The sequence below is a fragment of the Cupriavidus sp. DL-D2 genome, assembly GCF_039710735.1.
Taxonomy (GTDB): domain Bacteria; phylum Pseudomonadota; class Gammaproteobacteria; order Burkholderiales; family Burkholderiaceae; genus Cupriavidus.
Genome location: NZ_JBDKXK010000011.1, coordinates 1 through 24,510, shown reverse-complemented (window position 1 = coordinate 24,510; position 24,510 = coordinate 1). Strand labels below are relative to the sequence as shown.

At 59.7% G+C, this 24,510-nt stretch carries 20 protein-coding genes and 5 pseudogenes; 12 read left to right on the top strand and 13 right to left on the bottom strand.

The window, feature by feature from the left end; all coding sequences use genetic code 11:
• Nucleotides 1–35 precede the first annotated feature (35 nt).
• Both ABDB81_RS07845 and ABDB81_RS07840 read left to right on the top strand, forming a co-directional pair.
• Entirely contained in the window at nt 36–449 is a 414-nt protein-coding gene (locus ABDB81_RS07845) for a DUF411 domain-containing protein (protein ID WP_137928065.1), read from the top strand.
• 44 nt (nt 450–493) lie between these two features.
• Entirely contained in the window at nt 494–1,018 is a 525-nt protein-coding gene (locus ABDB81_RS07840; protein ID WP_137928064.1) for a cytochrome c, read from the top strand.
• A gap of 94 nt (nt 1,019–1,112) precedes the next feature.
• Here ABDB81_RS07840 and ABDB81_RS07835 read toward each other — a convergent pair whose 3' ends face one another.
• The 5 genes from ABDB81_RS07835 to ABDB81_RS07815 form a co-directional block, all read right to left on the bottom strand.
• Nucleotides 1,113–1,589, bottom strand: a complete 477-nt coding sequence (locus tag ABDB81_RS07835; protein ID WP_137928063.1) for a cupredoxin family protein — start codon at nt 1,587–1,589, stop codon at nt 1,113–1,115.
• Nucleotides 1,590–1,660: 71 nt separating this feature from the next.
• A complete protein-coding gene (gene copD / locus ABDB81_RS07830) occupies nt 1,661–2,578 on the bottom strand; it encodes a copper homeostasis membrane protein CopD (protein WP_137928062.1) in 918 nt (305 codons plus the stop codon).
• A 6-nt stretch (nt 2,579–2,584) separates the two neighbouring features.
• Nucleotides 2,585–2,971, bottom strand: coding sequence for a copper homeostasis periplasmic binding protein CopC (gene copC / locus ABDB81_RS07825; RefSeq protein ID WP_137928061.1), 387 nt, complete (start codon nt 2,969–2,971; stop codon nt 2,585–2,587).
• A 42-nt stretch (nt 2,972–3,013) separates the two neighbouring features.
• Nucleotides 3,014–3,976, bottom strand: coding sequence for a copper resistance protein B (locus ABDB81_RS07820; RefSeq protein WP_346810621.1), 963 nt, complete (start codon nt 3,974–3,976; stop codon nt 3,014–3,016).
• Nucleotides 3,977–4,580: 604 nt separating this feature from the next.
• Entirely contained in the window at nt 4,581–6,443 is a 1,863-nt protein-coding gene (locus ABDB81_RS07815; RefSeq protein WP_160475184.1) for a copper resistance system multicopper oxidase, read from the bottom strand.
• Between the two features lie 201 nt (nt 6,444–6,644).
• Between ABDB81_RS07815 and ABDB81_RS07810 the strand changes: the two genes are divergently transcribed.
• The 3 genes from ABDB81_RS07810 to ABDB81_RS07800 all read left to right on the top strand — a co-directional run bounded on the left by ABDB81_RS07810 (nt 6,645) and on the right by ABDB81_RS07800 (nt 9,262).
• On the top strand, nt 6,645–7,331 hold the full coding sequence (locus ABDB81_RS07810; protein WP_137928059.1) for a heavy metal response regulator transcription factor: 687 nt from the start codon (nt 6,645–6,647) through the stop codon (nt 7,329–7,331).
• A complete protein-coding gene (locus ABDB81_RS07805) occupies nt 7,328–8,713 on the top strand; it encodes a heavy metal sensor histidine kinase (RefSeq protein ID WP_137928058.1) in 1,386 nt (461 codons plus the stop codon). The genes ABDB81_RS07810 and ABDB81_RS07805 overlap by 4 nt, the downstream gene beginning before the upstream one ends.
• Before the next feature lie 132 nt (nt 8,714–8,845).
• Nucleotides 8,846–9,262: a copper resistance protein CopN gene (locus ABDB81_RS07800; RefSeq protein WP_237381003.1), complete on the top strand. Its 417-nt coding sequence runs from the start codon at nt 8,846–8,848 to the stop codon at nt 9,260–9,262.
• Between the two features lie 24 nt (nt 9,263–9,286).
• On the opposite strand, the gene copK is transcribed toward ABDB81_RS07800, so the two are convergent.
• Both copK and ABDB81_RS07790 read right to left on the bottom strand, forming a co-directional pair.
• Entirely contained in the window at nt 9,287–9,571 is a 285-nt protein-coding gene (gene copK, locus ABDB81_RS07795; protein ID WP_029307141.1) for a periplasmic Cu(I)/Cu(II)-binding protein CopK, read from the bottom strand.
• A gap of 549 nt (nt 9,572–10,120) precedes the next feature.
• The gene (locus ABDB81_RS07790; protein ID WP_137928056.1) at nt 10,121–10,309 is read right to left on the bottom strand and encodes a hypothetical protein; all 189 of its coding nucleotides are present in this window, start codon (nt 10,307–10,309) and stop codon (nt 10,121–10,123) included.
• On the opposite strand from ABDB81_RS07790, the gene ABDB81_RS07785 reads away from it, so the two are divergent.
• The 5 genes and pseudogenes from ABDB81_RS07785 to ABDB81_RS07765 form a co-directional block, all read left to right on the top strand.
• The gene (locus tag ABDB81_RS07785; protein WP_137928055.1) at nt 10,308–10,589 is read left to right on the top strand and encodes a hypothetical protein; all 282 of its coding nucleotides are present in this window, start codon (nt 10,308–10,310) and stop codon (nt 10,587–10,589) included. The two genes, ABDB81_RS07790 and ABDB81_RS07785, sit on opposite strands and share 2 nt — an antisense overlap.
• Nucleotides 10,590–11,623: 1,034 nt before the next feature.
• On the top strand, nt 11,624–12,025 hold the full coding sequence (locus ABDB81_RS07780) for a hypothetical protein (RefSeq protein ID WP_137928054.1): 402 nt from the start codon (nt 11,624–11,626) through the stop codon (nt 12,023–12,025).
• A 195-nt stretch (nt 12,026–12,220) separates the two neighbouring features.
• Nucleotides 12,221–12,697, top strand: a pseudogene (locus tag ABDB81_RS07775) (ATP-binding protein); the annotation flags it as partial.
• A 15-nt stretch (nt 12,698–12,712) separates the two neighbouring features.
• Nucleotides 12,713–12,921, top strand: a pseudogene (locus ABDB81_RS07770) (hypothetical protein).
• Between the two features lie 27 nt (nt 12,922–12,948).
• Nucleotides 12,949–13,047, top strand: a pseudogene (locus ABDB81_RS07765) (transposase); the annotation flags it as partial.
• Nucleotides 13,048–13,334: 287 nt separating this feature from the next.
• Here ABDB81_RS07765 and ABDB81_RS07760 read toward each other — a convergent pair.
• The 5 genes and pseudogenes from ABDB81_RS07760 to ABDB81_RS07740 form a co-directional block, all read right to left on the bottom strand.
• The gene (locus ABDB81_RS07760; protein ID WP_171020518.1) at nt 13,335–14,276 is read right to left on the bottom strand and encodes an NAD(P)/FAD-dependent oxidoreductase; all 942 of its coding nucleotides are present in this window, start codon (nt 14,274–14,276) and stop codon (nt 13,335–13,337) included.
• 491 nt (nt 14,277–14,767) lie between these two features.
• A pseudogene (locus ABDB81_RS07755) lies at nt 14,768–15,286 on the bottom strand (Tn3 family transposase); the annotation flags it as partial.
• Nucleotides 15,287–15,348: 62 nt separating this feature from the next.
• Entirely contained in the window at nt 15,349–17,253 is a 1,905-nt protein-coding gene (locus tag ABDB81_RS07750; protein ID WP_137928053.1) for a tyrosine-type recombinase/integrase, read from the bottom strand.
• A gap of 155 nt (nt 17,254–17,408) precedes the next feature.
• Complete coding sequence (locus ABDB81_RS07745) at nt 17,409–18,578, bottom strand: tyrosine-type recombinase/integrase (RefSeq protein WP_137928052.1); 1,170 nt, start codon at nt 18,576–18,578, stop codon at nt 17,409–17,411.
• Nucleotides 18,579–18,749: 171 nt separating this feature from the next.
• Nucleotides 18,750–20,964, bottom strand: a pseudogene (locus tag ABDB81_RS07740) (Tn3 family transposase); the annotation flags it as partial.
• A gap of 265 nt (nt 20,965–21,229) precedes the next feature.
• On the opposite strand from ABDB81_RS07740, the gene ABDB81_RS07735 reads away from it, so the two are divergent.
• Nucleotides 21,230–21,721 carry a hypothetical protein gene (locus ABDB81_RS07735; protein WP_137928051.1) on the top strand — a complete coding sequence of 164 codons (492 nt, stop codon included), beginning with the start codon at nt 21,230–21,232 and terminating at the stop codon, nt 21,719–21,721.
• An 811-nt stretch (nt 21,722–22,532) separates the two neighbouring features.
• Here ABDB81_RS07735 and ABDB81_RS07730 read toward each other — a convergent pair.
• Nucleotides 22,533–22,979 carry a carboxymuconolactone decarboxylase family protein gene (locus ABDB81_RS07730; protein WP_029306687.1) on the bottom strand — a complete coding sequence of 149 codons (447 nt, stop codon included), beginning with the start codon at nt 22,977–22,979 and terminating at the stop codon, nt 22,533–22,535.
• Between the two features lie 154 nt (nt 22,980–23,133).
• Between ABDB81_RS07730 and ABDB81_RS07725 the strand changes: the two genes are divergently transcribed.
• A partial coding sequence (locus ABDB81_RS07725; protein ID WP_346810575.1) for a PLP-dependent aminotransferase family protein occupies nt 23,134–24,510 on the top strand: 1,377 nt, incomplete at its 3' end.

Below are 24,510 nucleotides of genomic sequence, written 5' to 3'. Positions count from 1 at the left end.
TTGTTTCAAGTAAGTTCAGTACAAGGAAAATTCTAATGAAATACCTGTTTGCCGCTGCCATCCTGGCAGGAAGTACCGTGTCGTATGCCGCGGCGCCTGCCATGATGGTCTATAAGGATCCCAACTGCGGTTGTTGCGAAGAGTGGGTGAAGCACGTCAATCAGGCCGGCTTCCCCACCAAGGTGATCAACTCGACGGATGTGACCTCGGTAAAGACGCGACTTGGCGTGCCTGCCTCATTCAGTTCCTGCCACACCGCCGTGCTCGAAAATAGCGGTCAGGTTATCGAGGGGCACGTGCCGGCCGCCGCTATCCAGAAACTGGTGGCCAATCGCGCAGTCAAGGGCGTTGCAGTGCCCGGCATGCCGACCAATTCACCGGGCATGGGCAAGCTGAACGGCGGCCTGGTCACGGTGGATTTCCAGGGTAAGCCCTTCTCCCAAGACTAACGGAATCAGAGCTGGCGGCGCCCATGCCACCAGACAATGCTGGCATGGAAGAATCCAACAAGCCGCGCTGGAGGATCATCTGCCTCCTGGGGTTAGGTACCGTCGCCGCGACGGTCATCGCGCTGCAGACCAAACGCTATCTGGAGACACCGCCAATCCTCGATCGGGCAGGGAGTGGGCGCGAATTGCGCATCGACGCATCGGATTCACAGCGGGTGGAGCGAGGCAGGCAGCTATATGCGCAGGCATGTGCCGCGTGCCACGGTGCCAAACTGGAAGGGCAGCCTAACTGGCGCGATCGGCTTCCGAGTGGGCGGCTGCCGGCCCCGCCACACGACGCGTCAGGCCATACCTGGCACCATGCAGACGCGATACTGTTCTCGCTCACGAAGAATGGATTGGTACCAGGCGTCTCTGCACCGAGCAATTATGTCAGCGACATGCCGGCCTTCAAGTCGTCGATGTCAGACGAGGACATCGTTGCAGTACTGGCCTACATCAAAAGCACCTGGCCAGAGAAGGTGCAGGCCGCCCAGCGCGAGGCGACCAACGAGTACATCGGTCGCTAGTCTGTCGAGCAACAAGAACGGCCTCCATGCCTGTCGTCGTCACAGGTTGGAGGCCATCGGTCTGTTTGGCGGGAGTGGTTAGTCGCGCGCCGCGCTATTTTCTCACAACGACCTTGCCGACCATACCGGCTTCGAAGTGGCCGGGCACCAGGCAGGCGAAATCGACGGTACCAGGCTTGTCAAACCGCCAGACGAGAGTTCCCTGTGCGCCCGGTGCGAGCGTGAGCTTGTTCGGGGCAGCGTGCTTTTCGCCGGCCATCTCCCGCATCATTTTTGCATGCTCTTCCAGTTCGGCCGTCGTGCCGATCACCATTTCGTGCTCGACCATCCCGGCATTGCGTACCTGGAACCGGATGGTGTCACCCGCTTTCACCGGGATCGCGTCGGGCGAGAATCGCATGGTGTCGTTCATCGTGACGTCCACCGTGCGCGTGGCCTTGGCACTATCGCCAGGTTGTCCTGTGACCGATGCAGCCGGTTTGCGAGTGGCCGAGCTGTCATTGCTCGGGGCGGCTGTCGCCAGCAACGGTACAAAGGCCACGGCGATGAGGGAAAGCGCGAGTGTCTTCATGGCGAACCTCGGTGGTGGGATGTTAGGGCTGGGCTGAGTCGGATCGACTCAGCCCATGGACTAGATAGGTCTTACATTGCCATGGGGGAAAGAATGCCGAGCGACGCAACCAGAACCAGGATCAGCGTCGCGGCGCCGGTCTCGATCGTCAAACTGCGTTGCAGCGTGCGTACGGCGACCACGTGATCCCCGGTGCGAACCGCATGTTCAAGCTGCGGGCTGAGATGGAAACGGTTGGCAGCCGCGAGCAGCAGCATGACGCCGAAGAGCGCTAGCTTGAATAGCAGCAGGCCACCGTACGATGCCAGGCTCAGTTCCGGCAGTTGCAACCCAATAATCATCCAGTAGTTGACGACGCCGGTGACCACCAGGGTGGCAACCACCATCGTGCCGACCTGGGCGAACCCGTTGGACGTCCGGCTCAGTAGCGCCACCTTGTTGGGGGTTGCGGCCGTGCGGGACAACACAACGAAGGCGATCAGGGCACCGAACCATGCGCCGGCTGCGATCAGGTGCGCGATGTCTGATGCAAGGTGGATATAGCCCTTTACGCCGTCGTCCATCGCGCCGTGCCCCCCCCACGCCAACGTTGCCAGGGCGAACGCGGCACCGCCTGTTATGGCGCTGAACTGGGACAGCGGCCGATTACGCAGGAAAAGCGCGGCAAGCAGGCACAGAAACAGGGCAACCAGACGAACCATCCAGGCCGTACCGAACGCGGTCCCGGTCACAATCATCTCGAAAACGTGGCCTTGAAGTTCGGTGTACGAAGCGGCGCCCGTCATGCCCTTCGCCATAACGGCGATGTTCACGAACGACAGGACGATACCGAGCGTTGCGGCCACCTTGCAAAGGGTTGCAAAGGAGGCGCCGATCGATGACCGCCGCTCCTCCTGGCGCAATGCATACAAGGCGAACAGCGGAAGGCCAAACAGCGCTGCGAGATCTAGATAGAGTGCGAAACGCACTGCGACAGTTGCCCAGTCCATTGCAGCTTACTTGACGGTGAAGGTGATATTGCCGTTGATCGGATGGGTGTCGGACGATACAGCGCGCCATTCCACACGATAGTTGCCGGGGCTAAGCGGCTGCGCGGGCGTGACCACCATGGTCTTGGGATCGTCGCCGCTGGCTACCTTTGCTGCGATCTTCATCGGCGAGTGGTCAGCCATGCCCGGCATGCCGGTCATCAGGAGATTTGCGCCGGAGAACTGCGTCGAAAGATTCTCTGAGAACTTCAGTTCGATCTTTTGGGGGGCGGCGACTTCCGCCTTGTCAGCGGGGGTCGACGTGAGCAGCTTCGGGTGCGCAAAGGCCACGGAGCTGACGAGCAATGCGGCAGCCGTGAGGGTCGCACGAATAGTGAGGCGTGATGCTTGCATGAAGAACTCCAAGTACTGGTGGGGTGTGAAAAGAAAAGACGGTCAGAACCACATGCGAATACCCGCGACGAAGCGCGTCTCGCCGCTGCGGCCACCGGAGGCTCGGACCATGTTTGCGGTATTGCCGAAGCTTTGCGAGCGTTCGATACCGATGTACGGCGCAAACTGCCGGCTAAATTCATAGCGCAATCGCACTCCGACAGCGCCGCTGGAAAGGCCACTGCCGATACCGATTTCGGGGTCGTTCTTTCCGTATAGGCTGGCTTCCAACCTGGGCTGCAAGATCAGCCTCTGGGTCAGCAGCAAATCATATTCACCGGAGAGGCGCAGCGCGGTTCGCCCCTCGGTGCCGACATAGCCGGTCGCCTCGACTTCGAACCAGTAAGGCGCCAACCCTTGCACACCGAACGCAAGCCAGTTGCGTGCTGGGCGCCCATAGCCGGCGTCGTTCCGGATACCCAGTTGGGTGTCCCAATACGTAGAAATGGCGTGTCCCCACAACAGTTCGGTGCGGGCTTCGGGAACCTTGCCCTTTTCGACCTCGCCTTCTGCCTTGATGACGAACTTGTTGAACGCATTCCCAATCCACGCCTGCGCTTCATAGGAAGCCGCATTGCTTTCGTTGCCTTTCGTCCATTCAAGGCGATCAACGAGAACGGACGTGAAGATATGTTCGTCCGCCATATGCAGCGATCTGCTGGGTCCGATCGCGTATTGGCCGACACCGAGCTTTGCGCCGTCGGAATACGCATCTGGATCTCTGGCGTCCGGCGGAGCGCTTCCACCCTGCATCTGCATGGCGCCATGATCCATGCCCTGCATCTGGCTGTGGTCCATGCCTTGCATCGAGCCCTGCTCCATGCCTTGTATCTGGCTGTGGTCCATGCCCTGCATCGAGTCCTGGCCCATGCCCTGCATCTGGCTGTGGTCCATGCCCTGCATTGAGCCTTGGCCCATGCCCTGCATCTGGCTGTGGTCCATCCCCTGCATCGAACCCTGGCCCATGCCCTGCATCTGGCTGTGGTCCATGCCCTGCATTGAGCCTTGGCCCATGCCCTGCATCTGGCTGTGGTCCATCCCCTGCATCGAACCCTGGCCCATGCCCTGCATCTGGCTGTGGTCCATGCCCTGCATTGAGCCTTGGCCCATGCCCTGCATCTGGCTGTGGTCCATCCCCTGCATCGAACCCTGGCCCATGCCCTGCATCTGGCTGTGGTCCATGCCCTGCATTGAGCCTTGGCCCATGCCCTGCATCTGGCTGTGGTCCATCCCCTGCATCGAACCCTGGCCCATGCCCTGCATCTGGCTGTGGTCCATGCCCTGCATTGAGCCTTGGCCCATGCCCTGCATCTGGCTGTGGTCCATCCCCTGCATCGAACCTTGTCCTGCGCTCGGCGTCGAGCCCTGCTTCTTCGCGGTTGGGGCTGTCGCCTTCTGGGGGCGTGAATCCGGCGTTGCTTCGTTTGCCGGCGCACCATCATTGTTTGAACTGTTGGGCGAATGCGAGTGCTGTGCCCACGCGGCGCTCATTCCCGCAGTAAGTAGGACGGCGACTGCAATTCGTGTGTACTTGTACATGGGATCTGGTAGTCGGTTGAAGAGAGTCGGATCAGGCCACAAGTACTTCGCGGAACATCCCGGCATCCATGTGCAGCATGAGATGGCAGTGCCATGCCCAGCGGCCCAGTGCGTCGGCGGTTACCAGGAAGCTGATCCGCTGCGCAGGTTGGACCGGGATGGTATGTCGACGCGCCTGGAACGAGCCGTCAGGTGACTCGAGCTCGCTCCACATGCCGTGCAGGTGCATCGGGTGGGTCATCATCGTGTCGTTGTGCAGAATCACACGCAGTCGTTCACCGTACTTGAAGCGGACAGGTGTCGATTTGCCGTACTCAACACCATCGATCGACCAGGAGTAGCGTTCCATGTTGCCGGTCAGGTGCAGTTCGACTTCCCGAGCGGGACCGCGCCTGTCGAGGGGGCCGCCAATGGTATGTTGATCGGCCAGCGTGAGAACTCGGCGGCCGTTGTTGCGCAGACCGATGCCAGGGTCGTCGAGATTGGTTCTGGCCATGTCCACGTGCATGTCCGTGGTCGCGCCATATTCGGTCTTGGCGTGCCGAGCCTTCGTGCTGGGGACCTTGAGCGAAGCATCCATGGCCATGCCACCCATCGCGTGCTGGCTATGGTCCATGGTCATGGCCCCATGGTTCATGCCAGCCATGCCGCCTTGGCTCGTGCCGCCCATGTCCATCTTGCTGTGGTCCATGCCACCCATGCCACCCATGCCACCCATGCCACCCATGCTTCCCATCATGTCGGTCATGGTGAGCCACTCGGGCTTGTCCACGGCCGGCACCTGGGCGCTGAGTCCTGCTCGCACCGCGAGTGTGCCGCGGGCGTAGCCAGTGCGATCCATGGATTGGGAGAAGATCGTATAGGCGTCGTCTCGCGGTTCCACCAGCACGTCGTAGGTCTCGCCGGGACCAAAGCGGAACTCGTCAACGCTTACGGGCTCCAGATTCTGGCCGTCGACTTGAATGACCTTGAGCTTCAGGCCGGGAATACGGACGTCATAAAACGTATTTCCGGACCCGTTGATGAATCGTAGGCGCACTTTCTCACCGGGCTTGAACAGGCCTGTCCAATTGCCAGCGGGGGTGACGCCATTGGTCAGATAGGTCAGCGTGGCACTGGAAAGGTCTGCGAGGTCGGTCGGATTCATCCGCATCTCGTTCCACATCTTGCGCTTTTCGAAAGCGCTCTTCACACCGTCGTTTGAAACGTCGCGGAAGAAATCGAAGACGGTCGGCTTGTTGTAGTTGTAGTAGTCGCCTTGAACCTTCAGTTTTGACAGGACCCGCATAGGATCTTCGTCGGTCCAGTCCGAGAGCAGAATCGTGTAGTCCCGGTCGGCTCGGACACCGTCCACACCGGCGGCCGGATCAATCACGATGCCGCCATACACGCCGGTCATTTCCTGGAAGCCGGAATGCGAGTGATACCAGTAGCTGCCGGTCTGTTCGACCTTGAACTGGTAGGTAAATGTCTCGCCGGGGGCGATACCGGCAAAGCTGATTCCCGGTACGCCGTCCATCTGGAACGGCAGGATGATGCCGTGCCAGTGGATCGAGGTATGCTCGCGTAAGCGGTTCGTTACGCGGATCGTGACCGTGTCGCCTTGCCGCCAGCGCAGCGTCGGACCGGGAAGCATCCCATTGATCGTTGTCGCTAGCCGGGGCGTACCGGTAAAGTTGACAACCGATTCGGCGATGACAAGGTCAAACTCCGTCCCAGTCAATACCGGGGCGGTGCCGGATGAAGTGCTTTCGGGGAGGCCCGAGGATTGTGCCCAAGCAGTTCCGCCCAAGGCACTCAGCCCCGCCATTACCCCGCCGGCGGCCAAACCTTGTACGAAACGGCGGCGCGGCAGGTTGGGCAGCAAGATGCCAGACGGTCGATCACGTCGCATGAAAATAGTCCTTTTCGCTTGAATGGCCGCGTCGGTTTTGCGGCAGATCAAAGAGTAGCGAGATGCTGGCTACCGACGACTTACCTGAATATTACATTCCGGACAGGTTGGGGTCACCTCGGTGCGTACTGGGTAGACTACGCCGAAGATAACATTTGTATTAACAAAACCCGGTCGATCGGGTTGGGAGGAGGCTGGGCAATGAAGCTGCTGGTAGTGGAAGATGAAATCAAGACGGGAGAATATCTCCGGCAAGGCCTAACCGAGGCGGGGTTCGTGGTCGACCTGATCGCCAATGGACTCGATGGTCAACATCTCGCGGTCAACGAAACCTACGATCTCATCGTCCTCGATGTCATGCTGCCCGACGTCGACGGATGGCATATCCTGCATGCCATCCGCGCGTCAGGGAACGCGGTCCCTGTCTTGTTTCTGACAGCGCGAGACAGTGTTGCTGATCGCGTGCGAGGCCTGGAACTCGGGGCGGACGATTATCTGGTCAAGCCATTTGCTTTTTCAGAGCTGCTTGCCAGGGTCAGGACGCTGCTGCGTCGAGGCGCGGTGCAGTTGGCAATGGACCGGATTCAGGTTGCCGATCTGATTCTGGACCTGAGCCGGCGACGGGCTTCTCGCGGTGGCCGACGCATCACGCTGACCAGCAAGGAATTCGCCTTGCTCGAGTTGTTTGCGCGTCGAAGGGGGGAGGTGCTGCCCCGATCCCTCATTGCCTCCCAGGTGTGGGACATGAACTTCGACAGCGACAGCAACGTGATCGACGTGGCGATCCGGCGCCTGCGGGCAAAAATCGATGACGGCTTTGAGGTAAAACTGATCCAGACCGTGCGCGGCATGGGATACGTACTCGAGGCGCCCGAGGATCCGTTATGAGGCACCGTCTGTCTCTGACTGTTCGGCTGACCATCCTGTTCTCGCTGTCTTCTGCAGTCGTCCTGCTCGGACTCGGAGTGCTCATCTGGCTGGCGATGGAGAGGCATTTTGCCAATGAAGATTTTGTGGTGCTGGGTGACAACATCCGTCTGATTGAACGCGTCGCGCATGAAACGCCTGTGGATCGTTTGCCTGCGCGCCTGCGGGAGCTGGTGGAACACCATCCGGGCTTTGTCGCGCGGGTGCAGACCGCTCAAGGCAAGATGCTTTTTGCCACGCGGGATTTCGATTTCAGGCCGGCGGAGAGCGCTACGAACGAGGGGCTGACCTACGAAGGCACCTTCGTGTGGCAGCAGGAAGCCAAGTACTACCGCGGCATGCGCGCGGAAGTTCCCATGTTAGGCGCCGGCGCTTTGAAAATAGTCGTCGGAATGGACACTGAGATTCATGCACACTTCATGCATGCTTTCCGCCGGTCCTTGGCTTTCTATACAATGCTTGCCGCCTTCGCCAGCGGCTTGCTGGGCTGGTGGGCCGCACGCCGCGGTCTTGCGCCACTGCGCATGATGGCATCGCGCGCGAAAGATGTGACGGCGAACAGGTTAGATGCGCGCATGCCGGTGGCTGCGGTGCCGGTTGAGATGGCGGATCTCGCGGCGACATTGAACGCGATGCTCGAGCGTCTGCAGAACGACTTTCAACGATTGTCCGAGTTTTCGTCAGATCTGGCGCACGAGTTGCGCACCCCGATTACCAACCTCATGACGCAGACACATGTCGTTCTGGCCCAGCCGCGTGACGCTGCAAAGTATCGTGACGTGCTCACCTCAAACGCCGAGGAGTTTCAGCGTCTTGGACGGATGGTCTCGGATATGCTGTACCTGGCAAAAATGGAGCACGGCATTACGCTGCCCAACGAGGAATCGATCGACATTGCCGACGAGGTCCAGGCACTCTTCGACTTCTACGACGCGCTGGCCGAGGACAAGGGCGTCAACCTGCAACTTCACGGCAATGCCCGAATCACGGGAGATCGCCTGATGGTGCGTCGGGCGCTCAGCAACCTCTTGTCTAATGCGCTGCGTTACACCGCGGAGGGCCGTCAGATCATGGTTTCTGTGCGGGAGCAGGGTACAACTGCCATGATTGTGGTGGAGAATGAAGGCGAGGAGATCCGGCCGGATCTGCTTCCTTATATCTTTGATCGGTTTTATCGGGCCGACAAGTCAAGGGCGCGACTGGATTCAGACAGTGTCGGGCTGGGGCTGTCGATCACGAAGGCGATCGTTGTTGCGCATGGCGGAAATATTGCCGCGTCGTCTTCCGGCGGAAGAACCCGTTTCACCATGACTTTCCCGCATGGTCGCATCGGACTGACCTGATCCCACACGAGCGCGCGCGGTCAAAGGGGGGCCCCACCGGGGCGCGTTACCGTACCGGGCCGCTATCGCCGGGACACAGATGCACGTGACCGCAGTTTGTGTTTCAACTTTTCTACTGAGAAGGAGATAACGTTGCGTCGAATCAAGTTTGGAATTTTTGGGCTGGCGGGGTTGTCCGGGCTTGTCGCTCACGCACACATCATTCCCGTGCCGGGCGTGCATCCTGCGGCGGCCGCATATCTGGCGCCCGGCGCGTCAGGGAAGACATTGCCGGCGACGGAGTGGGTGGTGGAAGTGGACCATCTCGACGGCCAGCCTGCGAGCCGTGCCGTCCGGACCGGTGAGACGGTTTCGCTCAGCTTGCGAAACCTGGGTGACAAAAGCATCGACATCGCTGTCGTGCTATCCCAGAGTGAAGCCATAACGCCGATGGCGAATAGTCAGCCCGTGACGATTCATTTGCTTGCGGGGGAACGGCAGGAATGGAGAATACAGGCAACGAAACCGTTGCGGATCTTTGTTTCTGCGCTCCCTGAGTGGGCCAAGTAGGGCGCTTAAAGCGCCCTTGTCAGATTAGCCCCCTTCGCTGTGGCCCTTCTTGAGGGCTTCGTCAAGCCTGAAAATCTCATTGCCCTTCATGATGATTTTCGTGCCGTCCTTGGTCTCCATGACCTTTCCTTCGGGCATGCTCATGGACTTGCCAAACTTGTTCTCCATGCCCATCTTGCCGTCCTTGAAGACGTGCACTTTCGAACCATCCTGCAATTCGTAGGTTTTTACGACATTGCTCATATCGACCGCGGCCGCAGTCAGCGATACGGCAGCAATGAAGGCTCCGACCATCAGCTTTTGTTTCATCGTTTAGATCTCCATGTTATGGTCCTGCACTAGGGCGCATTGGGTCCACTATTTTTGGGAACAACGGGTTCAATGGACCTTGTCTTCTTGTCATCTTCGCAACCCGCCTGTTGACTGTCCGGCGCAGATGCCGTTCCGACCGGTCCGTCGGGAGGTTCGTAGCCTTCGGCGGCGTAACGTGCTTCATCAAGTGATGCCGGGGATTGGCCGCCAACGCCAATAGTTGGACCTCATCCCCTCCGTCGAGGCCTTCGGCCTTGATTCCTTCAATGCCGAGTCCAGCAGGAGTCTCGGCAACCCATGCCAGTTGTATCGCCCACATCTGTCCAGGCGCAAGGCAGAGGGCCACGCCAACGGATATGGATAACGGCATGCCTGAGTTCATTCCCGTCCTTACATCACAAGTAGCGGATCGAATCTTCTATCCGAAGCGTTTTCCGATTGCATTTTATTCCCCGACGTAGGTCGCAGGCCGAATAGGAGCATAAATGTAATGATCCTGAAAGATTGAGGTTAACTTGGGTGCTCCAATCCCGCGCTGCAACACCATCAAAGTCGCTGCTTCCGCACGAATTGCGGAAAACCAGAAAGCTCTTCCAATAGTTCATCCTTGACTTCGATGAGGTACGAGCCATCAGGTAGGCACTCCCAAGCTACCAAGAATCCGAGTCGGGCTAAGTTGGATAGCACGCGTTCGAATTCCACCACTTCGGAGACAGGTTCGAGGACAAGTTCCATGATCGTTCGTACTTTATGGCGACCACTGAGTTTGGTTTTAAACTATGTCGGCGATGCTTTACCTAAGCCCGTCAAATGGATATTCGACTGCTTGACGAAACCGTACAACAATAACGTATGTCGCCGTGTTAGCAAGGATCTCTCCAGCGAGCGCGCAACAATAGCGGGTGGCCCTGCCGGAGAGGTTCAGTATGAAGGAAAATGGATCAACGCACTTCTTCCCGACGGCGGGCAGTTGCCACAAATTGAGCATAGACCGCAGTGCAGCGTTCTCCTGTGATTCGCGACCGGACTTGACAAGGGAAAATCGCGCACCAAAGGCTCTGGTCGTCCGGTGCCATTTTTCACTTGAGGCGGGACGGTTCGACGCCATCAGCCGGAACCGCAGGGCATACCGTCCGTCCTGCCGACGTTCTGACGGCGCGTTAATGCGCGAGTCTGCGAGGAGCATGAGCTGATGCGAAAGCTGTTCGGATGAGATCAGCATGATACTAAGCGAGCGTCGCGCGCTGATCAATAACGGCGTCGTGTGCCGGCAACGGTTTATCAGACGGTATAATTACCGTACCGTAATGGTTTTGTAATCCACCACTACCGTCTCTATTCGGAATATTTCAATAACTACTTGGTGCTATAGCAACCTCGGCCTAAATTAAATTCAGCGAGTCGCCTGCGCCGTTCGCTCGATGACATTTCTTCTTTAAAAGCGACTCGGCGATTGTTTTACTTTATGTGCCAGTTTTAAAGTTAATGGTGAAAGAAATGCGTTTCTTTATTCTGATTAGTATCATGATGGTAGTTGGATGCACGACGGTATCCGAGCGTACGGCTCAAGCCGAGCACGACATGGATGTTTCTCTCCTGATATACGGTCCAGCTTGCGAAAAACTCGGGTATCAGAAGGATTCCGATTCTTGGCGCGGGTGCGTTTTACGTCTGGACGCCAAGCGCGGCCCCTGTATGCATCGTCGGCTCTGAATGGGCTGACGAACGGAGCCCGCCAGCGGTCGTCGGCCGCCTGCGGGCGGATGCTATGCGTCAAATCAGGCGTGGTTTTCACTTGACGGACGCATCGTCATAGTCGCATCCTCACGACTGTCAATAGCGAAATCGAATGCCGCGTCGAACTACGAAGCGGTCGCCGCCCCATTGCCGCGCAATGAGGGAGCGCTAGATCGAACGCTAGCGAGTGCGTCGGCTTAATCCTGAGTGCCCCCCGACCGCGTCCAAGGCGACTCCAGGCGGGCAGAATGTTACGTCAGTACACTCACACCCGACGCACGTAAGCAGGTTTGCATTTGACGCAGAGTAGCAATGAGAACTTTCGTCCGTTCGATCGTGGAGTTGCTGCTTGTTCTTGCCACAGCGGTTTTCGGTATCGCATATTTTGGCGCCTATAACGTGGCCGCCGATGAACGGCACTGGCCGACTACGGAGAAGTTTCTCGAATTGGTGCGGTCGCGTGCGATTGGCCGGCAACCCGAGAAGCTGAATCCGCCAAATCTGAATGATGCGCAGCGCATTCTTAAAGGCGCAGGCCAGTATGCGTCCATGTGGCGCCGTTTGCCACCGCGCTGCGAGCTTGCCGGACAACCAGTTGAACCGAGGACTTTATCCCGCACCGCCACGTCTGGACCGAAACCGCAAGGATCCCAAGCATGCCTTTGTTGTGATCAAACATGGCTTAAGAATGACCGACATGCCAGCCTGGGGTAGCGAACATGGCGATAATGCAATTTGAGACCTGGGTCGCATTCGTTGAGAATCTGGCCTGCTCGCTAACGGTGGGTTACCTGAACTGGAGGCCTTGCGCGAGGAGTTTGCGCCCCGGCAGGCCGATTGCCCGGTGGTCAATGTCGAGATGCCACCGGCGAGCTGCTATGACGCGTTGCTCAGTGAGGGGGTAGCAGCATGAACATGCCTATCACCTACGACACCGCGCGTCTGACCCTGATGCTCAATGACCTGCGCCTGCCAACCATCGGCCGCCTCTGGCCGGAGTTCGCGCAGCGTGCCGACAAGGAAGGCTGGCAGGCAACCCGGCTGCTGGGTGCCTTGCTCGAGCATGAGTTGGCCGAGCGAGCGAAGCGTCGTATCGAACGACAGCGCACGGAATCTCGCCTGGACCCGACCAAGACGTTGGCCAGCTTCGACTTCAATGCAGTACCGATGGTCTCCAAGGCCCACGTCATGGCGCTGGCCATCGGTGACTCCTGGCTCGACAAAGGGGCCAACGTCCTGATCTTCGGTCCGCCAGGTGGCGGCAAGAGCCATCTTGGGTCAGCGATCGGCCATGCGCTGATCGACGCCGGCTACCGCGTGCTGTTCACGCGAACCAGCGAACTCGTCCAGAAGCTCCAGGCGGCCAGGCAAAGCCTGCAGTTGCCGGCAGCCCTGACCAAGATCCATCACAACACGGACCCCACTTTTCGAGGGCTCCCACTCACCGCCGAGCAAAACTCGGAAATTCGTCACTACTTGAACAGGACGACGCGCTGGCCGCCGCAGAGCGCGCGGCCGCGTTCGTCGATCAGGACATGGAGCCAATCGAGGCATTTGAGGAACTACATGCCGCGATCGAAGCCGAGAGCATGAAAGGCGATTCGCACTAACGGGAGCTACCCCGTTCCATCGAAGGCGTTGAACGCAGGGCGGCGATATACGCGCGGGATGGCGTCGAGTTGAGCCGCTCGACACTTGCCGACTGGGTCGGACAAGCCAGCGCTCTATCACGCCCGCACCAGTACTTGAACCTTTGGCAGCGAGGTTGCGGATCTGCATGTCGTGCAGCATGCGTTCGCGGAGCGGTGTCATGGAGGACCTCCTGGGAACAGTGGACGGAATTCGGGCACCTCCATCCTGCTCCTGGCCGCCGGCTCATCCCTTCACGATGTCCCGGCATCCGAAGCTGGCTTCAGCGCGCCCAAGTCGCCGCAGAGGTCAGCGTCGAACAAGTAGCGCGCGCACATCACGACAAAGCGCGGCCCGGTCCAGAACACCCTCGCAGTCGGCGCCAAAAAATGGGTCAGGCGAGATCCTCTTGGAGCAACTCAGTGTTGATGCCGATCGCGGCCTGCGCCCCCTCGCTGGCCGCGACGATCGCCTGCAGGACGTCGCGTGATGCATCTCCTGCGACGTACAGACCCGGTACATGGGTAGCCTGCTGGTGGCTCTCCACCTCGCATCCTTGGGGGTCGTACCTGTCGCACCCCAGGCGCTTGGCAAGGTCCGTAGACTGGCATCTGGTGGTGTTAAAGAACAAGCCAGCGCGGTGCAGGCACGGTCCGGAGTCGAATACAATGTCGAAGGATGCACGGTACGGAAGACGGCTGCCAATGTCCAGACGCAGGATCCTCTCCTCCCGCAGTGCGATGCCATGCCGTCGAAGCCGTTGGCCGCACTCGGGGGTGAGGTCGCTCGGGCCGTCGCTGCACAAGACGACATCCTGGCTCCAGAGCTTCATTTCGAGCGCCAGTCCGGCGCCCTTGTCGTCTCCACGCCCGTAGACGGCTAGCGGCTGGTCACGCATTTCCCAACCATCGCAGTACGGACAATGGAACACGCCCCTGCCGTAAAGTTCGGCGAAACCAGGCGCCTCAGGCAGGACGTCGACAACACCGGCAGACAACAGCAGCTTGCGCGCGCGGAACTCGCGGCCGTCCGAGGTACACACCGTGAATCCGGTTTCCGTCCGCGCGGCATCCACTACCTGCTCTGCATCGAGAGTGACCGACGGGTATAAAGCGAGCTGCTCTCTGCCGATCGCGCGCAGTTGCGCAGGGTCGACTCCATCCCGGCTTAGGAACCCATGCAGCGCATGCGACACCGCATTGCGAGGCTTTCCGTCATCGAAAATTAGAACCCGCCGGCGGCAGCGACCCAACACCAGGGCCGCATTGAGTCCGGCAGGCCCGCCGCCGACGATAATGACGTCCCACAAGAAATCTTGCACGGCCGAGTGGTTCATGGTCATTCGCTTAGCAGGCGGGCGCGTAACGCATCGTGTGACTGGGATGCCGGGTTCGCCAGCAGATCGCGCAACTGTCGGCACCGGTCCGAACTTGAGGCATCCTGTCCACCAAAATTTGAGCCGGGGGGGCGCCGAACCCGCGATGTGATCGCCTGGATGCTGTCCAGCACGGCTCCGCGGCCCAGCACCTTCGCGGGTCCGACCTCTCCAGCATCCATATATTCTATTTCTAGCCGCCCACCTTCACGTGGGGTGATAACGAAATGTAATGCCTCGGAAAGATTGGTGTTATCTGGTGCCGGGCAAATCGAATTCTATGATGCCTGCTCTGCTAGACGACTCAAGGGGCGAAACTTTCCTGCCTATTTATGGCTAATGCGCTATACGTAGTCGCCGGTTAGGTTGCTCCCACCCTAAAGGCGATAAGTAGGGATACAGCGCCGGATCGACGGCATGCCGCTGCTCTCCATTGCCTGCACAGCGCGCTAAAGATAGACGGTGTTCCAGGCCATCAGGGCATTGGCAAGCAAAGTCAGGGCTGAGGACACGGCTGCCAGCGACGCATCGTGCCGCGTCAGTTCGACAGGGATCTTGCCGTGATGGATAGCCCGCTGGACCACATGGACGGCTTCGCCGCGGTTCAGCACATGCTGCATCTCATGGCGGAACGCGGGTATGGTGAAATAGTCGATCAGGAAGATTGTGCGAAACAACCGACCGAGATGCACGCCGGCCTCGTAGACAGGCTGCCCGCGCGCGGCTGCACCGAATCGCGTGAGCGCCTGGACAGCCGTGCACTGCCCACTCTGAACAGAGGCCGCGATGCGGACCAACTCATCCCAGGCCGGCTCGATGAGGGTCAGTCGGATGTCGTCGTCAGTAACAGCGGCCAACTCGGGCGGCACGTCGTGCCATCTGGGCACGTGCAGGCGCCTGTCACGCAAGTGCGCAAGCCGAGGGCACAGATCAAAACCCAGCAGACGGGACTGGCTCATCGCGAAATCGGTATTTATATGGACAAGTCGCGTTTTTTGCCAGTCAGGCGACTGACGTCCCAACCGGATCAGCGTCAGTCTGAGTCCTTTCCTGACTCCCCCAAATCGATCAGAAGTTGCTCAATGCGTCTGGCGATGGCCAAATGCCGCTCTCGTTCCTTGGGCCAACCGCGTGCCTGTGCATCCTTAGCCAGCGTCATTTCGAGCTTGCGGCGTTCTTTCAGTCGTGGCATGTATGCCGGCGTCGTCACGAACTTCGCGCACGTCAAGTACATATCGCACTCGCAAGGTCCCTCGGCCGGCAAGCGCAAACAATGACCGAGTTCCAGTTCGGTCTTGAAGAAGTTGCACTTTAGCCAATCTACGGAGGACTTCGGCAAGGTCCCGCCGCGGAGCTGCGCCGCAGCGGGACCCGCAAGGATTGCTCCGGGCTCCAGAACAGCCTTGTAGTCGCGTAATACCTCACGATCGCTGATCTGGGCATAGACAAGCGACATTGATGCACTACGATGCCCCAGTATGCTCATGATCGTGTGCAGCTTCGCACCCCGCTCGGCCAGTTGCGTACCGACGGTGTGACGGAAGCGATGAGGGCTGATGGTCCGACGGCCCTTCTCATCGATAGTGCCGGCGACTTCGCAGGCGAGTTTCAACGATGCCTGGAAGAGGTAAGCACACGAGAGCAGTCTGCCGTGCTCCATGAATACGTATCGCGTCGGTGTTCCCGTGAGTTCATCGGTCAGTGCGCGCTCGCGCCTCTGATTTCGTTGGGCGATCAACTTCCTCAGTTCAATTGCCGCTTCTTCATGCAACGGCACGACGCGTTCGCGATATGTTTTGCCCGCTGGTAAGCGCAGACGGGCCGTACCATCGGGATAGCTATCGAGGCAATCGACGGACAGTCGCTGAATCTCCCCCTTTCGAGCCCCGGTCCATCGGGCGATGAGCAGAGCGGTACGTTGATACGGACACTCCAGGTTACCGACGGCAACCATCAGACGCGCGAGCTCATTGGCTGGAATGAATCGAGGCACTCGCACCGGCATCTTCGGCAGATCTCCAGAGCCGAGCAATGGGCGCCCCGGTGTGTCATCCCATTCCCATGCAGCAGTGTTGCGAAAGAATTGTGAGAGCGCGGAAACATGCCCGCGTCGAGCCAGTATGCCCAAGGGCTGCCCCGTTCGCGGGCTCGGCTGCTCCGATAACGCCACCAGATACTCCAGGACATCGTCTCGCGTGACCTGCGCAAAGCTTTTCACCGCCGGCCGTTCATTGTTCAGCCACACCATAAACCGATACAGCGCGAGCTCGAATTTCTGCACGCTTAGCGGCCGGTCAGTAGCGCTACGCGCCTCGAGCCAGCGCTCCACCACCGCCTGCATGCGCGGGACAACGGGCGTTCGTTCCTTGATGCTGCGCATGAACTTCTTCGGCTGTGCATCCAGTTGCCCTCGATGGAACAGCAGCAACTCAAGCTGATTCACACGCAGCGTCCAGCTCTTTCGGCAAGCCTCGAAGTTGCTTGAGGCGCTCGGATAGAACTCGTGAAGGTCGCGGCTGGCAAGGAACGCCGCCACGCCTGCGCGTAGTTCATCCACATGGGCTCCGCTGAGCATCGATACGTCGAGGCATCCGGTATGCAATATCACCCGACTCACAGTCCAGCGCAACGTTGCGTCGATACCGAACTTGCCAAAGCCAAGGCGCTGGGCATCACGCCAGAGGGCGTCGATACCTAGATCCAGCCCCATTTCTCGCGCTGTCTCCGGAACGAACAGCGGGCTGCTGGCGAAGAGCCATGGATAGTCGAACTGCACGAAACCGCGAAGCCCCAGGAACAGAAGAAACGGCCGTCCAGTGTGGGAAATTTCGGCATCAAGCCCATATTGATTTCTCGCAGGCACACTGCCGACACGGACGGCAAGGGGCTCCGCAAACCAGCTTCGAAGGTCCGGCCAGCGACGTACGAAGCGGCGCATGTCATTAAGCCTGCGGCGGGATCGGGTGGGAGACCCGGGCAGCGCATTGGCAAACTCTGCATATTCAGACTCGGAGCAATACGAACCAACTCGATGTGGTGTATCGAGCGGTTTCGCTGCAACGTTTGTCGGTCGCGGCATCGATCCTAGATCGTTCAGGTGGTCAGCGGAACGCCGCTCATCGGTTCGACATGATCAAGACCCAGCGCTTGTCGATAATCGGCGACGACCTGTCGATCGGAGATACGGGTGTAGATGCGCGTCGACTCTGGGGATGCATGGCCGAGCCGCTTCTGGAGCGTCAGCTCACGCATACCCGCCTCCCACATACGCGTGGCATGGGTGTGTCGCAGGCTGTGCGGCGTTACCCATGGTTCCCGAATTTTGGCTCGCTCACAAGCCCTGATGAACAGCTTGAACAAGGCAGGATAGCCGGGTGGTTCGAGCCGACGCCTCCCGGCGCCACCGACGAGAAATACGAAGGGACTGTCCCCGTCGTTCGGCCTTTCGGTCATGACGTACATGTTCACGATTTCCAGCGTGGTGGGATCGTGCAGATCAACGACGCGTTCGAAGCGTGACTTAGCCCGTACGCCCTTCGGATGATCGTTGCGATATCGCACCATGATGCGACGCTGGCCGTACCGGACGTCTTCCAAATGCAGGCCCAATGCTTCTCCTGGCCGTAACCCACCATCCAGCATCAATCGCAGAATCGCCCGGTCACGCTGGCAATGAAGCTCCGCGAAGAGCGCGTCGATCTGTTCATCGGACATCGGACGAGGCAATCGATCCACGGTCTTTACGGACACCCGCCTGCGCAACGGCCTTTGGCGGCTCGCGCCGTCCATGAAAGGTCGATGCCTACTGGTTACGCGCTGCTGTTGGTGATCAAGCGTCTTCTCAAGCGGGTTAGCGCTGTCCAGTTGGGCCGAGAGAATTGCAAAATCATAGAACGACGAGACGGCTGCAAGTATCCGGTTGACAGTGGCCGGGGCCAGTTGCGCCATTGCCCTTCCGTCGATCGTCAGCGCCTCGGCGATCGAACGCCGGCGAGGCGACAATGGAATCCGGACCGATCTCAGATAACCAAGAAGTTCGACGGTATGCCACACCCTGAACTCTTGCCACTCCAGTCGCTGTTGCGTGAGGAAGCGCCACAGGTGTTGCAGATCGTGGGCATAGGCAATCAGCGTGTTTGGCGAACAGTTTCGTGCCGCAAGGTGTCGCAGGTAGTCATTGACGACCTGAACAGGTTCGCCAGCGTCATCCAGCAGCAAGACGCTTCTTTGCCCATTTGGAAAAAGGGTGTTGCGAACGGCCATGGCAGACTCCTTTCGAAGCGCCGATTAGCTCCCGGCGCATAAACGCAGGGGTCTCCCGGTTCGCCGTTTATCGGTCGGCAGTGCCGCCTGGCTGGCAGGCGACGTATCTGTCCTTATCTATAGGCCTTACCTATGGCGGAAAGATGACAATGTCCACGTAACAATAAAACCATGCGTATCGACGGCCAGTTGCGCTACTTCTTCGGCGCCGCCTTGTCGGATCACACCCTCGATTGCCACGCCGGCCTGCCGTTCGTTGAGCAGGATCGGCTGGTCATAGAAGATCCCCCAACGATCACCAACGTGTGTGTACATGCCGATCGACGGCGTGCGGCGATGCGGATCGGCCCGCGCACGCCACACCGTACGTGTTGTTTCCAGTGACATCATGTCCGACGACGCCAGATCGGCGCGCCCCCAGTGCACGGCGATCGAATGCTGATGCATGAAGGTCAATACGGCGTCAGCAGCTTGCCTCAGCTTTCGCTCGTCCGCAATGCGATGCATCATCTGCCGGATCGCGCTGGGCGACAACTCCGGCACCATGCGCGCCAGATCCGCTGCCGACATCGACGTGCCGTGCGCCAGCACTGCCGCGTAGACCAGCAGCAATTCCGTGCGCGCATAGGGTTCCCGGCCAAGCAGAAGCCAACTGAAGTGCGTGCTGCTGTCGATTTCCAACAGGATCTCGGGCAACTGTCCGCCGGGGTGCCGCTCGAACAAGGCGCGCCGCAGGGCCTCCACCGAAGCGATCGGGGCCTTTGCCACCAACGGGTCAATGTGGATCGCCTCGTCGATCTTGATCTCGCCGCGCACGGCGGCATCCCGCAGGCGGGCTAGGCCTGTGTCCAGGTGTGCGATCACGGGCCCCAGAAAGGCATTGACGTCCTGTGGCAGCTTCAAGTGACCATAAAAGTGATTGCGCTTGGCCAGCCATTCGTCGTTCGCGATCAGGAGCGTCGCCTGGCTACGGAAGGCAAAGCTGTGCTCGAGAAAAACTGACCCATTGCGCAGCGCCACCCGCAAGCCCAAAAGGGTGCCCCATTCAAAGGCAGCAAGTGGCCGCTGGCGGTCATGCCCTTCCAGCGGCTGCCTGCCAGGCGCGGCCTAGCTGGATCCCGGAGCGCTCCGGCAGCCAGTCAGCGTTACGGGCGTAAAGCGTCTGCAACATCGCGAGCGCCTCGGTCACCGGGTGTGCCGATTGCGACGTGAAAGGCAACAGCACTAGTCTGGCGAGCAAGGCACGGGCCGGCCGATGCCTGGACAATAGCTGGGCACGGATCAGTTTGGCGCGGCTGAGCCGATGCTGGGTAAGCGCGGCGTCGGCCAGGGCGGCCAACTGCTGGCAAAGCGCCTCGCGCGTCAAGGCGGAATCTTCAGCCAGCGCTTTGACGGCGGTCGCGAACTCGCGCATCCTCGTGCTGGGGTCGGCCTGACCGGCATCGATCAGGCGCCCCGCATCATTGATGGACTTCCGGATCCAGTGCCGCAACATGGACGCCAGTTGGTCCGTTGCCGAGCACAGGGCATAGCGGAGAAAACAGGCCGTCTCCAATCGACGCGATTGCTGCGCGATGCGCTTGCTGACTGATGCCGGACGATTGGCACAGCGTCTGGCATAGTGACGCACTACGGCCTCGTTGCACGCCGCTGGCCAGCCGTGGTGAATCCCCAGCTTGTACAGACGATTGATCTTGTCGAACAGTTCACCCATTTGATGGGTCGAAGTCCGTAACGGCACGGCCCAGAGCCATTGCTGCAGGCTCGGGCGGTTGCCTTCCGGTCGCGCCAGTAATGTGCCCCACGCGTCCAGGGAGGCTTCACCGTAGGCAAGTACTAGCGCCTCGGTCAGTGCTACCTCGGAGGCCGTCACGGCTTGACCGATCAGACGCTTCAGGGCGCGGTCATGGGGAATCAGGATGCGGTGCTCGTACAGCCAGCGCTTCAGTTCATGCAGCAACTCGATACGACTGGGCTGACCGGCCAGTCGCTCCTTAAGCCAGCGAGTCACGTAACGGCGCTGGTGCTCGACGATCGGGCTGAACCCGAGGGCCTGGTATGCGAGCATCTGGTGGTCCACCAGGGTATCGGTGCGCCCGTCATAGAGGGCAGTCAGCGTGCCCATGTCCGGTGGTGGTACCCCGATCTGTGCACCGACATGAGCCCAGAGAAATCTGGGCACGTGCCTGGAGGCATCCAGCGTGCGGCCCGTCATGCGGATGAAGCCGATGTGGACAGCGACGGCAAGACGGTACAGGTGACTGCGGCGAGCCTCTATTAGCGCCCGTTCCTTCGGAGAGTAGGAGAAGAACGTGGCAAGTTCGAACTCGCTGAGCTCGCGCGGCATCTGCCGCATTCCCAGATAGGCCAACCGCCAGTAATCCATCGCGCTCTCCAAGCGTGAGACGGACTGCGGAGGTTAGCGGCAATGCAATGGCGGCGCAACGTACTGGGCACAAAAGTGCTGCATCAAGCAACTTGGCGTGTTCGAAAAACGGCAGACAGCAAGTCGTTGATTGTTGGGGGATTTTGTCCGGGTACCTCCCGGAAACCCGCGTGGGTGCTAGATGTGGCTGCCCCGGTAAATTGCATGGAAATCAAGAGGCCCCCTATCCTCGTCTTTGCCCTTGGTCCCATCGCTAATACAGAACGTGCTCAATCTTGCCGAAATCGAACGAGTAACAGTCGCCTGCCGACGCGGGCTGGAACTCTTTGCAAAAGCACAACCATCGCTGGAGCTACGGTACTTTCCTGCGGGCGCCTGCGGGGATGCGACCACAATTCTCGGCTTGCTCATTGAGAAGTACTTGGGGCACTCCGGAACCTATATATGTGGTTGGGAGCATCCCAACCTCCGAGAAAACCAGTCTCATGCGTGGGTCCTCGTCTCCGGAATTCTGATTGACATAACGCACGATCAATTCCCAGGCACAGCTATATCGGGCTGGGTCTTTTCCGGCGGTACAGCTTGGCACGACAAATTCGCCCGGCAGGAGGACCACGGCGGATTCAGCAGCCACTTGCAATGGCCACCGTATCTTCACGAAGCGTATTGGGCTGCCGACGTTGCTGTCGCGGAATTCGTGACGCGTCACGATATGCTCTCCATCAGCGGCAACACGGTGCCTGTAACCGTCGTCTGACGTGGCCACGTCCATCACTTGCCGGGAGAGAACATGACCGGGCCGCTGTCGTAGACCGTACCAAATTTGTCACCGTTGCGCCAGTAAATCTGTCAACTCGCCTGGCAATTTCGGTCAGTTACGCGCCATCCCTTGCTGGGCAAGCGTTTGCTGGTCGCGAACTGAATTTGTCACCAAGATGCTGGGGCCGGAAGGCCAGCGGTGCCCCCTGGCTCCGGCCACGGGCAGAGATCGGCCAGAAGCGGACCATCGCACGCCCCTGCAGATCGTCGACAATCAACGTCGATGCGGCCGATACGATCAGATCGCGCTCGAAATAACGAATTCTCGACGAACTCTCCCATGACATGTGAACGGTGTACGGATGTCTGTGTCCGCTATGCAGTCCGATCCCCTAGCGAACTGCGCAAGGCCATACAGATCGCAGCGGAGAACCTCACGGATCAAACATTAATAGAGGTAATTCCTTCTACTCCATGTGTGTCCGTCCCGTTTATTGATCTCTCAAAAGGCGCAGCATGGGATGACTACGTCGAGTACCATTTCCGTTGCCTGCATTGCAACGAGGCTTTTTGGCTTTGTGCAGAGACATACCACGGCAGCGGTGGCTACAGGGAGCCGAAGAATCCTGCGGCGATTCGCGCCCGTATCGACAACTAAGCGCACTGCAAGTGCGACATACCGTGCGCCCGAGACCGGCCAATAGACGCCCCTCGAAAAACCCGGCTCGATTGCGCGCAATTCGTCCGTAGGGTCTAAGAAAACTCCGGTCGGCCCCTGAGCCATCAGTCCCCATTAGCCTGTGGAAGAATCACGACGCGGCGGCAACAGGAAGGCGAAACGGCGCACCGAGTCGGTTAAACGCATTCATTGCGGCGATTGTGATCGTGAGGTCGACGAGGTCCTTGGGCGTGAACGCAGCCGAGGCAGCGGCATACGCTTCATCTGAGGCATGCGTTTCGCTGACCCGGGTCACTTCCTCCGCCCAGGCCAGCGCGGCGCGTTCCCGGTCGGAGAATAGATGGTGCACCTCGTCCCAGACCGGTACCAATGTGATCTTGTCGATCGACATGGTTTTCCGAAGGTCGCGACTGTGCATGTCGATGCAGTGGGCACAGCCGTTGATCTGCGAAACGCGAAGGAACACAAGGTGGACAAGTTCCTCCGGCAGATTCGTTTTCTTGGTTACATAGTGGTGGATACCAAACAGAGCCTTCGCACCGTCAGGTGCGATCTCTTGCCAGTTTAAGCGGGTCATCTCGGTCCTTTCCTGTCATTGAGGTACGTAAAGGGCAGTCGGGGCGCACGGTCCGTATATCGACGTCGGGCGCGGAACATGTCATAAAACATCACGTTACTCCGCCGGGCATTGAAGGAACAGGCCCAAAAACTACCGAAACGACTGATCCAAGATGACTGATCCGAATACGCCCGCAGCGTTTTCCATTCAACTGGACCGTGCCAAAGCCGTGCCCATCGTCGACCAGATCCATGCAAGCCTGCGACTGGCAATCGTCGACGGCCGGCTGGCACCCGGACAGCGTTTGCCGTCTGGCCGGGATCTCGCGACCCAGCTTGGCGTCGCGCGCGGCACCATCCGCGTGGTCTACGATCGGTTGATTGCCGAGAACCTGGTGCTCGGCGCTGGCTCTGCAGGCACCCGAGTATGCGCTGGGTTGCTGGCCGGGCGAGCAGACGAGGAACCGCCACTCGACGGGCCGTTGGCAGGGTTCACACGCCCATATTCGAGCGCTCCGCTGCCATTCCAGATGGGTGTACCCGCCGATGACGCGTTTCCCGCCAAACTCTGGGCCCGCATGCGCACGCGCGCCGTACGCAACGATGCCATCGCTTTCACGACCTACGCCGACCCGCGCGGCGAGCCCGAGCTACGCGTCCAGATTGCCAGCTATCTGGCCGTCAGCCGGCACGTGCATTGCCATCCCGATCAGATCATCGTCACCAGCGGATACCGGCAGGGCTTGATGCTTGCGCTGACGGCACTGCACGCGCACGGACGCAAGGCATGGATAGAGGAGCCAGGTTACCCGCTGGGAAGGCGCGCGCTGGAACTGATGGGAGCCGAAGTTGAACCCGTCCCCGTGGATGCCGAGGGACTGCGCGTGGAAGATGGCATCGCCAGCGCGCCAGACGCCCTGCTGGCGCTGGTTTCACCGGGCCAGCACGCACCGCTTGGCGTGACAATGTCGCCAGCACGAAGACACGCCTTGCTCGACTGGGCGACGACAAAGAATGCCTGGATCATCGAAGATGACTATCTGGGAGAGCTACAGCTCGAAGGCCGCGCGGCGCCGGCCCTTGCGGCAGGTAAAGGCGCGGAGCGCGTGATTCACATCGGCGCGTTTAGCAAGACGATCAGCCCGGCGCTGGGTCTCGGTTTCATCGTCGCGCCACACTCGGTGGCAGAGCGTTTGGTCGAGGTCGCTGCCGTATTGGCGCCGGCTCCGAATCGGACCACACAGTTGGCAGTCACGGAGTTTCTGGAGGATGGGCACTTTCTGCGGCACCTGCGCCGGATGAAGGCGCTCTATGCCAGGCGCCGCAGTCTTGCGCTGGACTGTCTCAACGCGTTTCTGCCTGGCACGCTGACTGCGGGCCTTGGCCTGATCGCACCGCTTCCAACGACCGCCAACGACACCGCTGTGGTCGACATTGCCCGCTCGCGCGGCCTCGCGCCTTCTGCTCTCTCCGCCTGGTACCTTCGCCGCAGTCACGCGCAACAAGGCCTGCTACTCAGCACGACGAACCTGCGCCTCGACAACCTCGAT

Coding starts and splice junctions, on each gene's coding strand:
- copD (WP_137928062.1), bottom strand. CDS start 2,578: ATGGACTGGGCAACTGTCGCAGTGCGTTTCGCACTCTATCTAGATCTC.
- ABDB81_RS07730 (WP_029306687.1), bottom strand. CDS start 22,979: ATGACCCGCTTAAACTGGCAAGAGATCGCACCTGACGGTGCGAAGGCT.
- copC (WP_137928061.1), bottom strand. CDS start 2,971: ATGCAAGCATCACGCCTCACTATTCGTGCGACCCTCACGGCTGCCGCA.
- ABDB81_RS07840 (WP_137928064.1), top strand. CDS start 494: ATGGAAGAATCCAACAAGCCGCGCTGGAGGATCATCTGCCTCCTGGGG.
- ABDB81_RS07760 (WP_171020518.1), bottom strand. CDS start 14,276: ATGAACCACTCGGCCGTGCAAGATTTCTTGTGGGACGTCATTATCGTC.
- ABDB81_RS07750 (WP_137928053.1), bottom strand. CDS start 17,253: ATGCGCCGCTTCGTACGTCGCTGGCCGGACCTTCGAAGCTGGTTTGCG.
- copK (WP_029307141.1), bottom strand. CDS start 9,571: ATGAAACAAAAGCTGATGGTCGGAGCCTTCATTGCTGCCGTATCGCTG.
- ABDB81_RS07820 (WP_346810621.1), bottom strand. CDS start 3,976: ATGGGCCAGGGTTCGATGCAGGGGATGGACCACAGCCAGATGCAGGGC.
- ABDB81_RS07845 (WP_137928065.1), top strand. CDS start 36: ATGAAATACCTGTTTGCCGCTGCCATCCTGGCAGGAAGTACCGTGTCG.
- ABDB81_RS07790 (WP_137928056.1), bottom strand. CDS start 10,309: ATGGAACTTGTCCTCGAACCTGTCTCCGAAGTGGTGGAATTCGAACGC.
- ABDB81_RS07810 (WP_137928059.1), top strand. CDS start 6,645: ATGAAGCTGCTGGTAGTGGAAGATGAAATCAAGACGGGAGAATATCTC.
- ABDB81_RS07745 (WP_137928052.1), bottom strand. CDS start 18,578: ATGGCCGTTCGCAACACCCTTTTTCCAAATGGGCAAAGAAGCGTCTTG.
- ABDB81_RS07835 (WP_137928063.1), bottom strand. CDS start 1,589: ATGAAGACACTCGCGCTTTCCCTCATCGCCGTGGCCTTTGTACCGTTG.
- ABDB81_RS07785 (WP_137928055.1), top strand. CDS start 10,308: ATGATCGTTCGTACTTTATGGCGACCACTGAGTTTGGTTTTAAACTAT.
- ABDB81_RS07780 (WP_137928054.1), top strand. CDS start 11,624: ATGAGAACTTTCGTCCGTTCGATCGTGGAGTTGCTGCTTGTTCTTGCC.
- ABDB81_RS07805 (WP_137928058.1), top strand. CDS start 7,328: ATGAGGCACCGTCTGTCTCTGACTGTTCGGCTGACCATCCTGTTCTCG.
- ABDB81_RS07815 (WP_160475184.1), bottom strand. CDS start 6,443: ATGCGACGTGATCGACCGTCTGGCATCTTGCTGCCCAACCTGCCGCGC.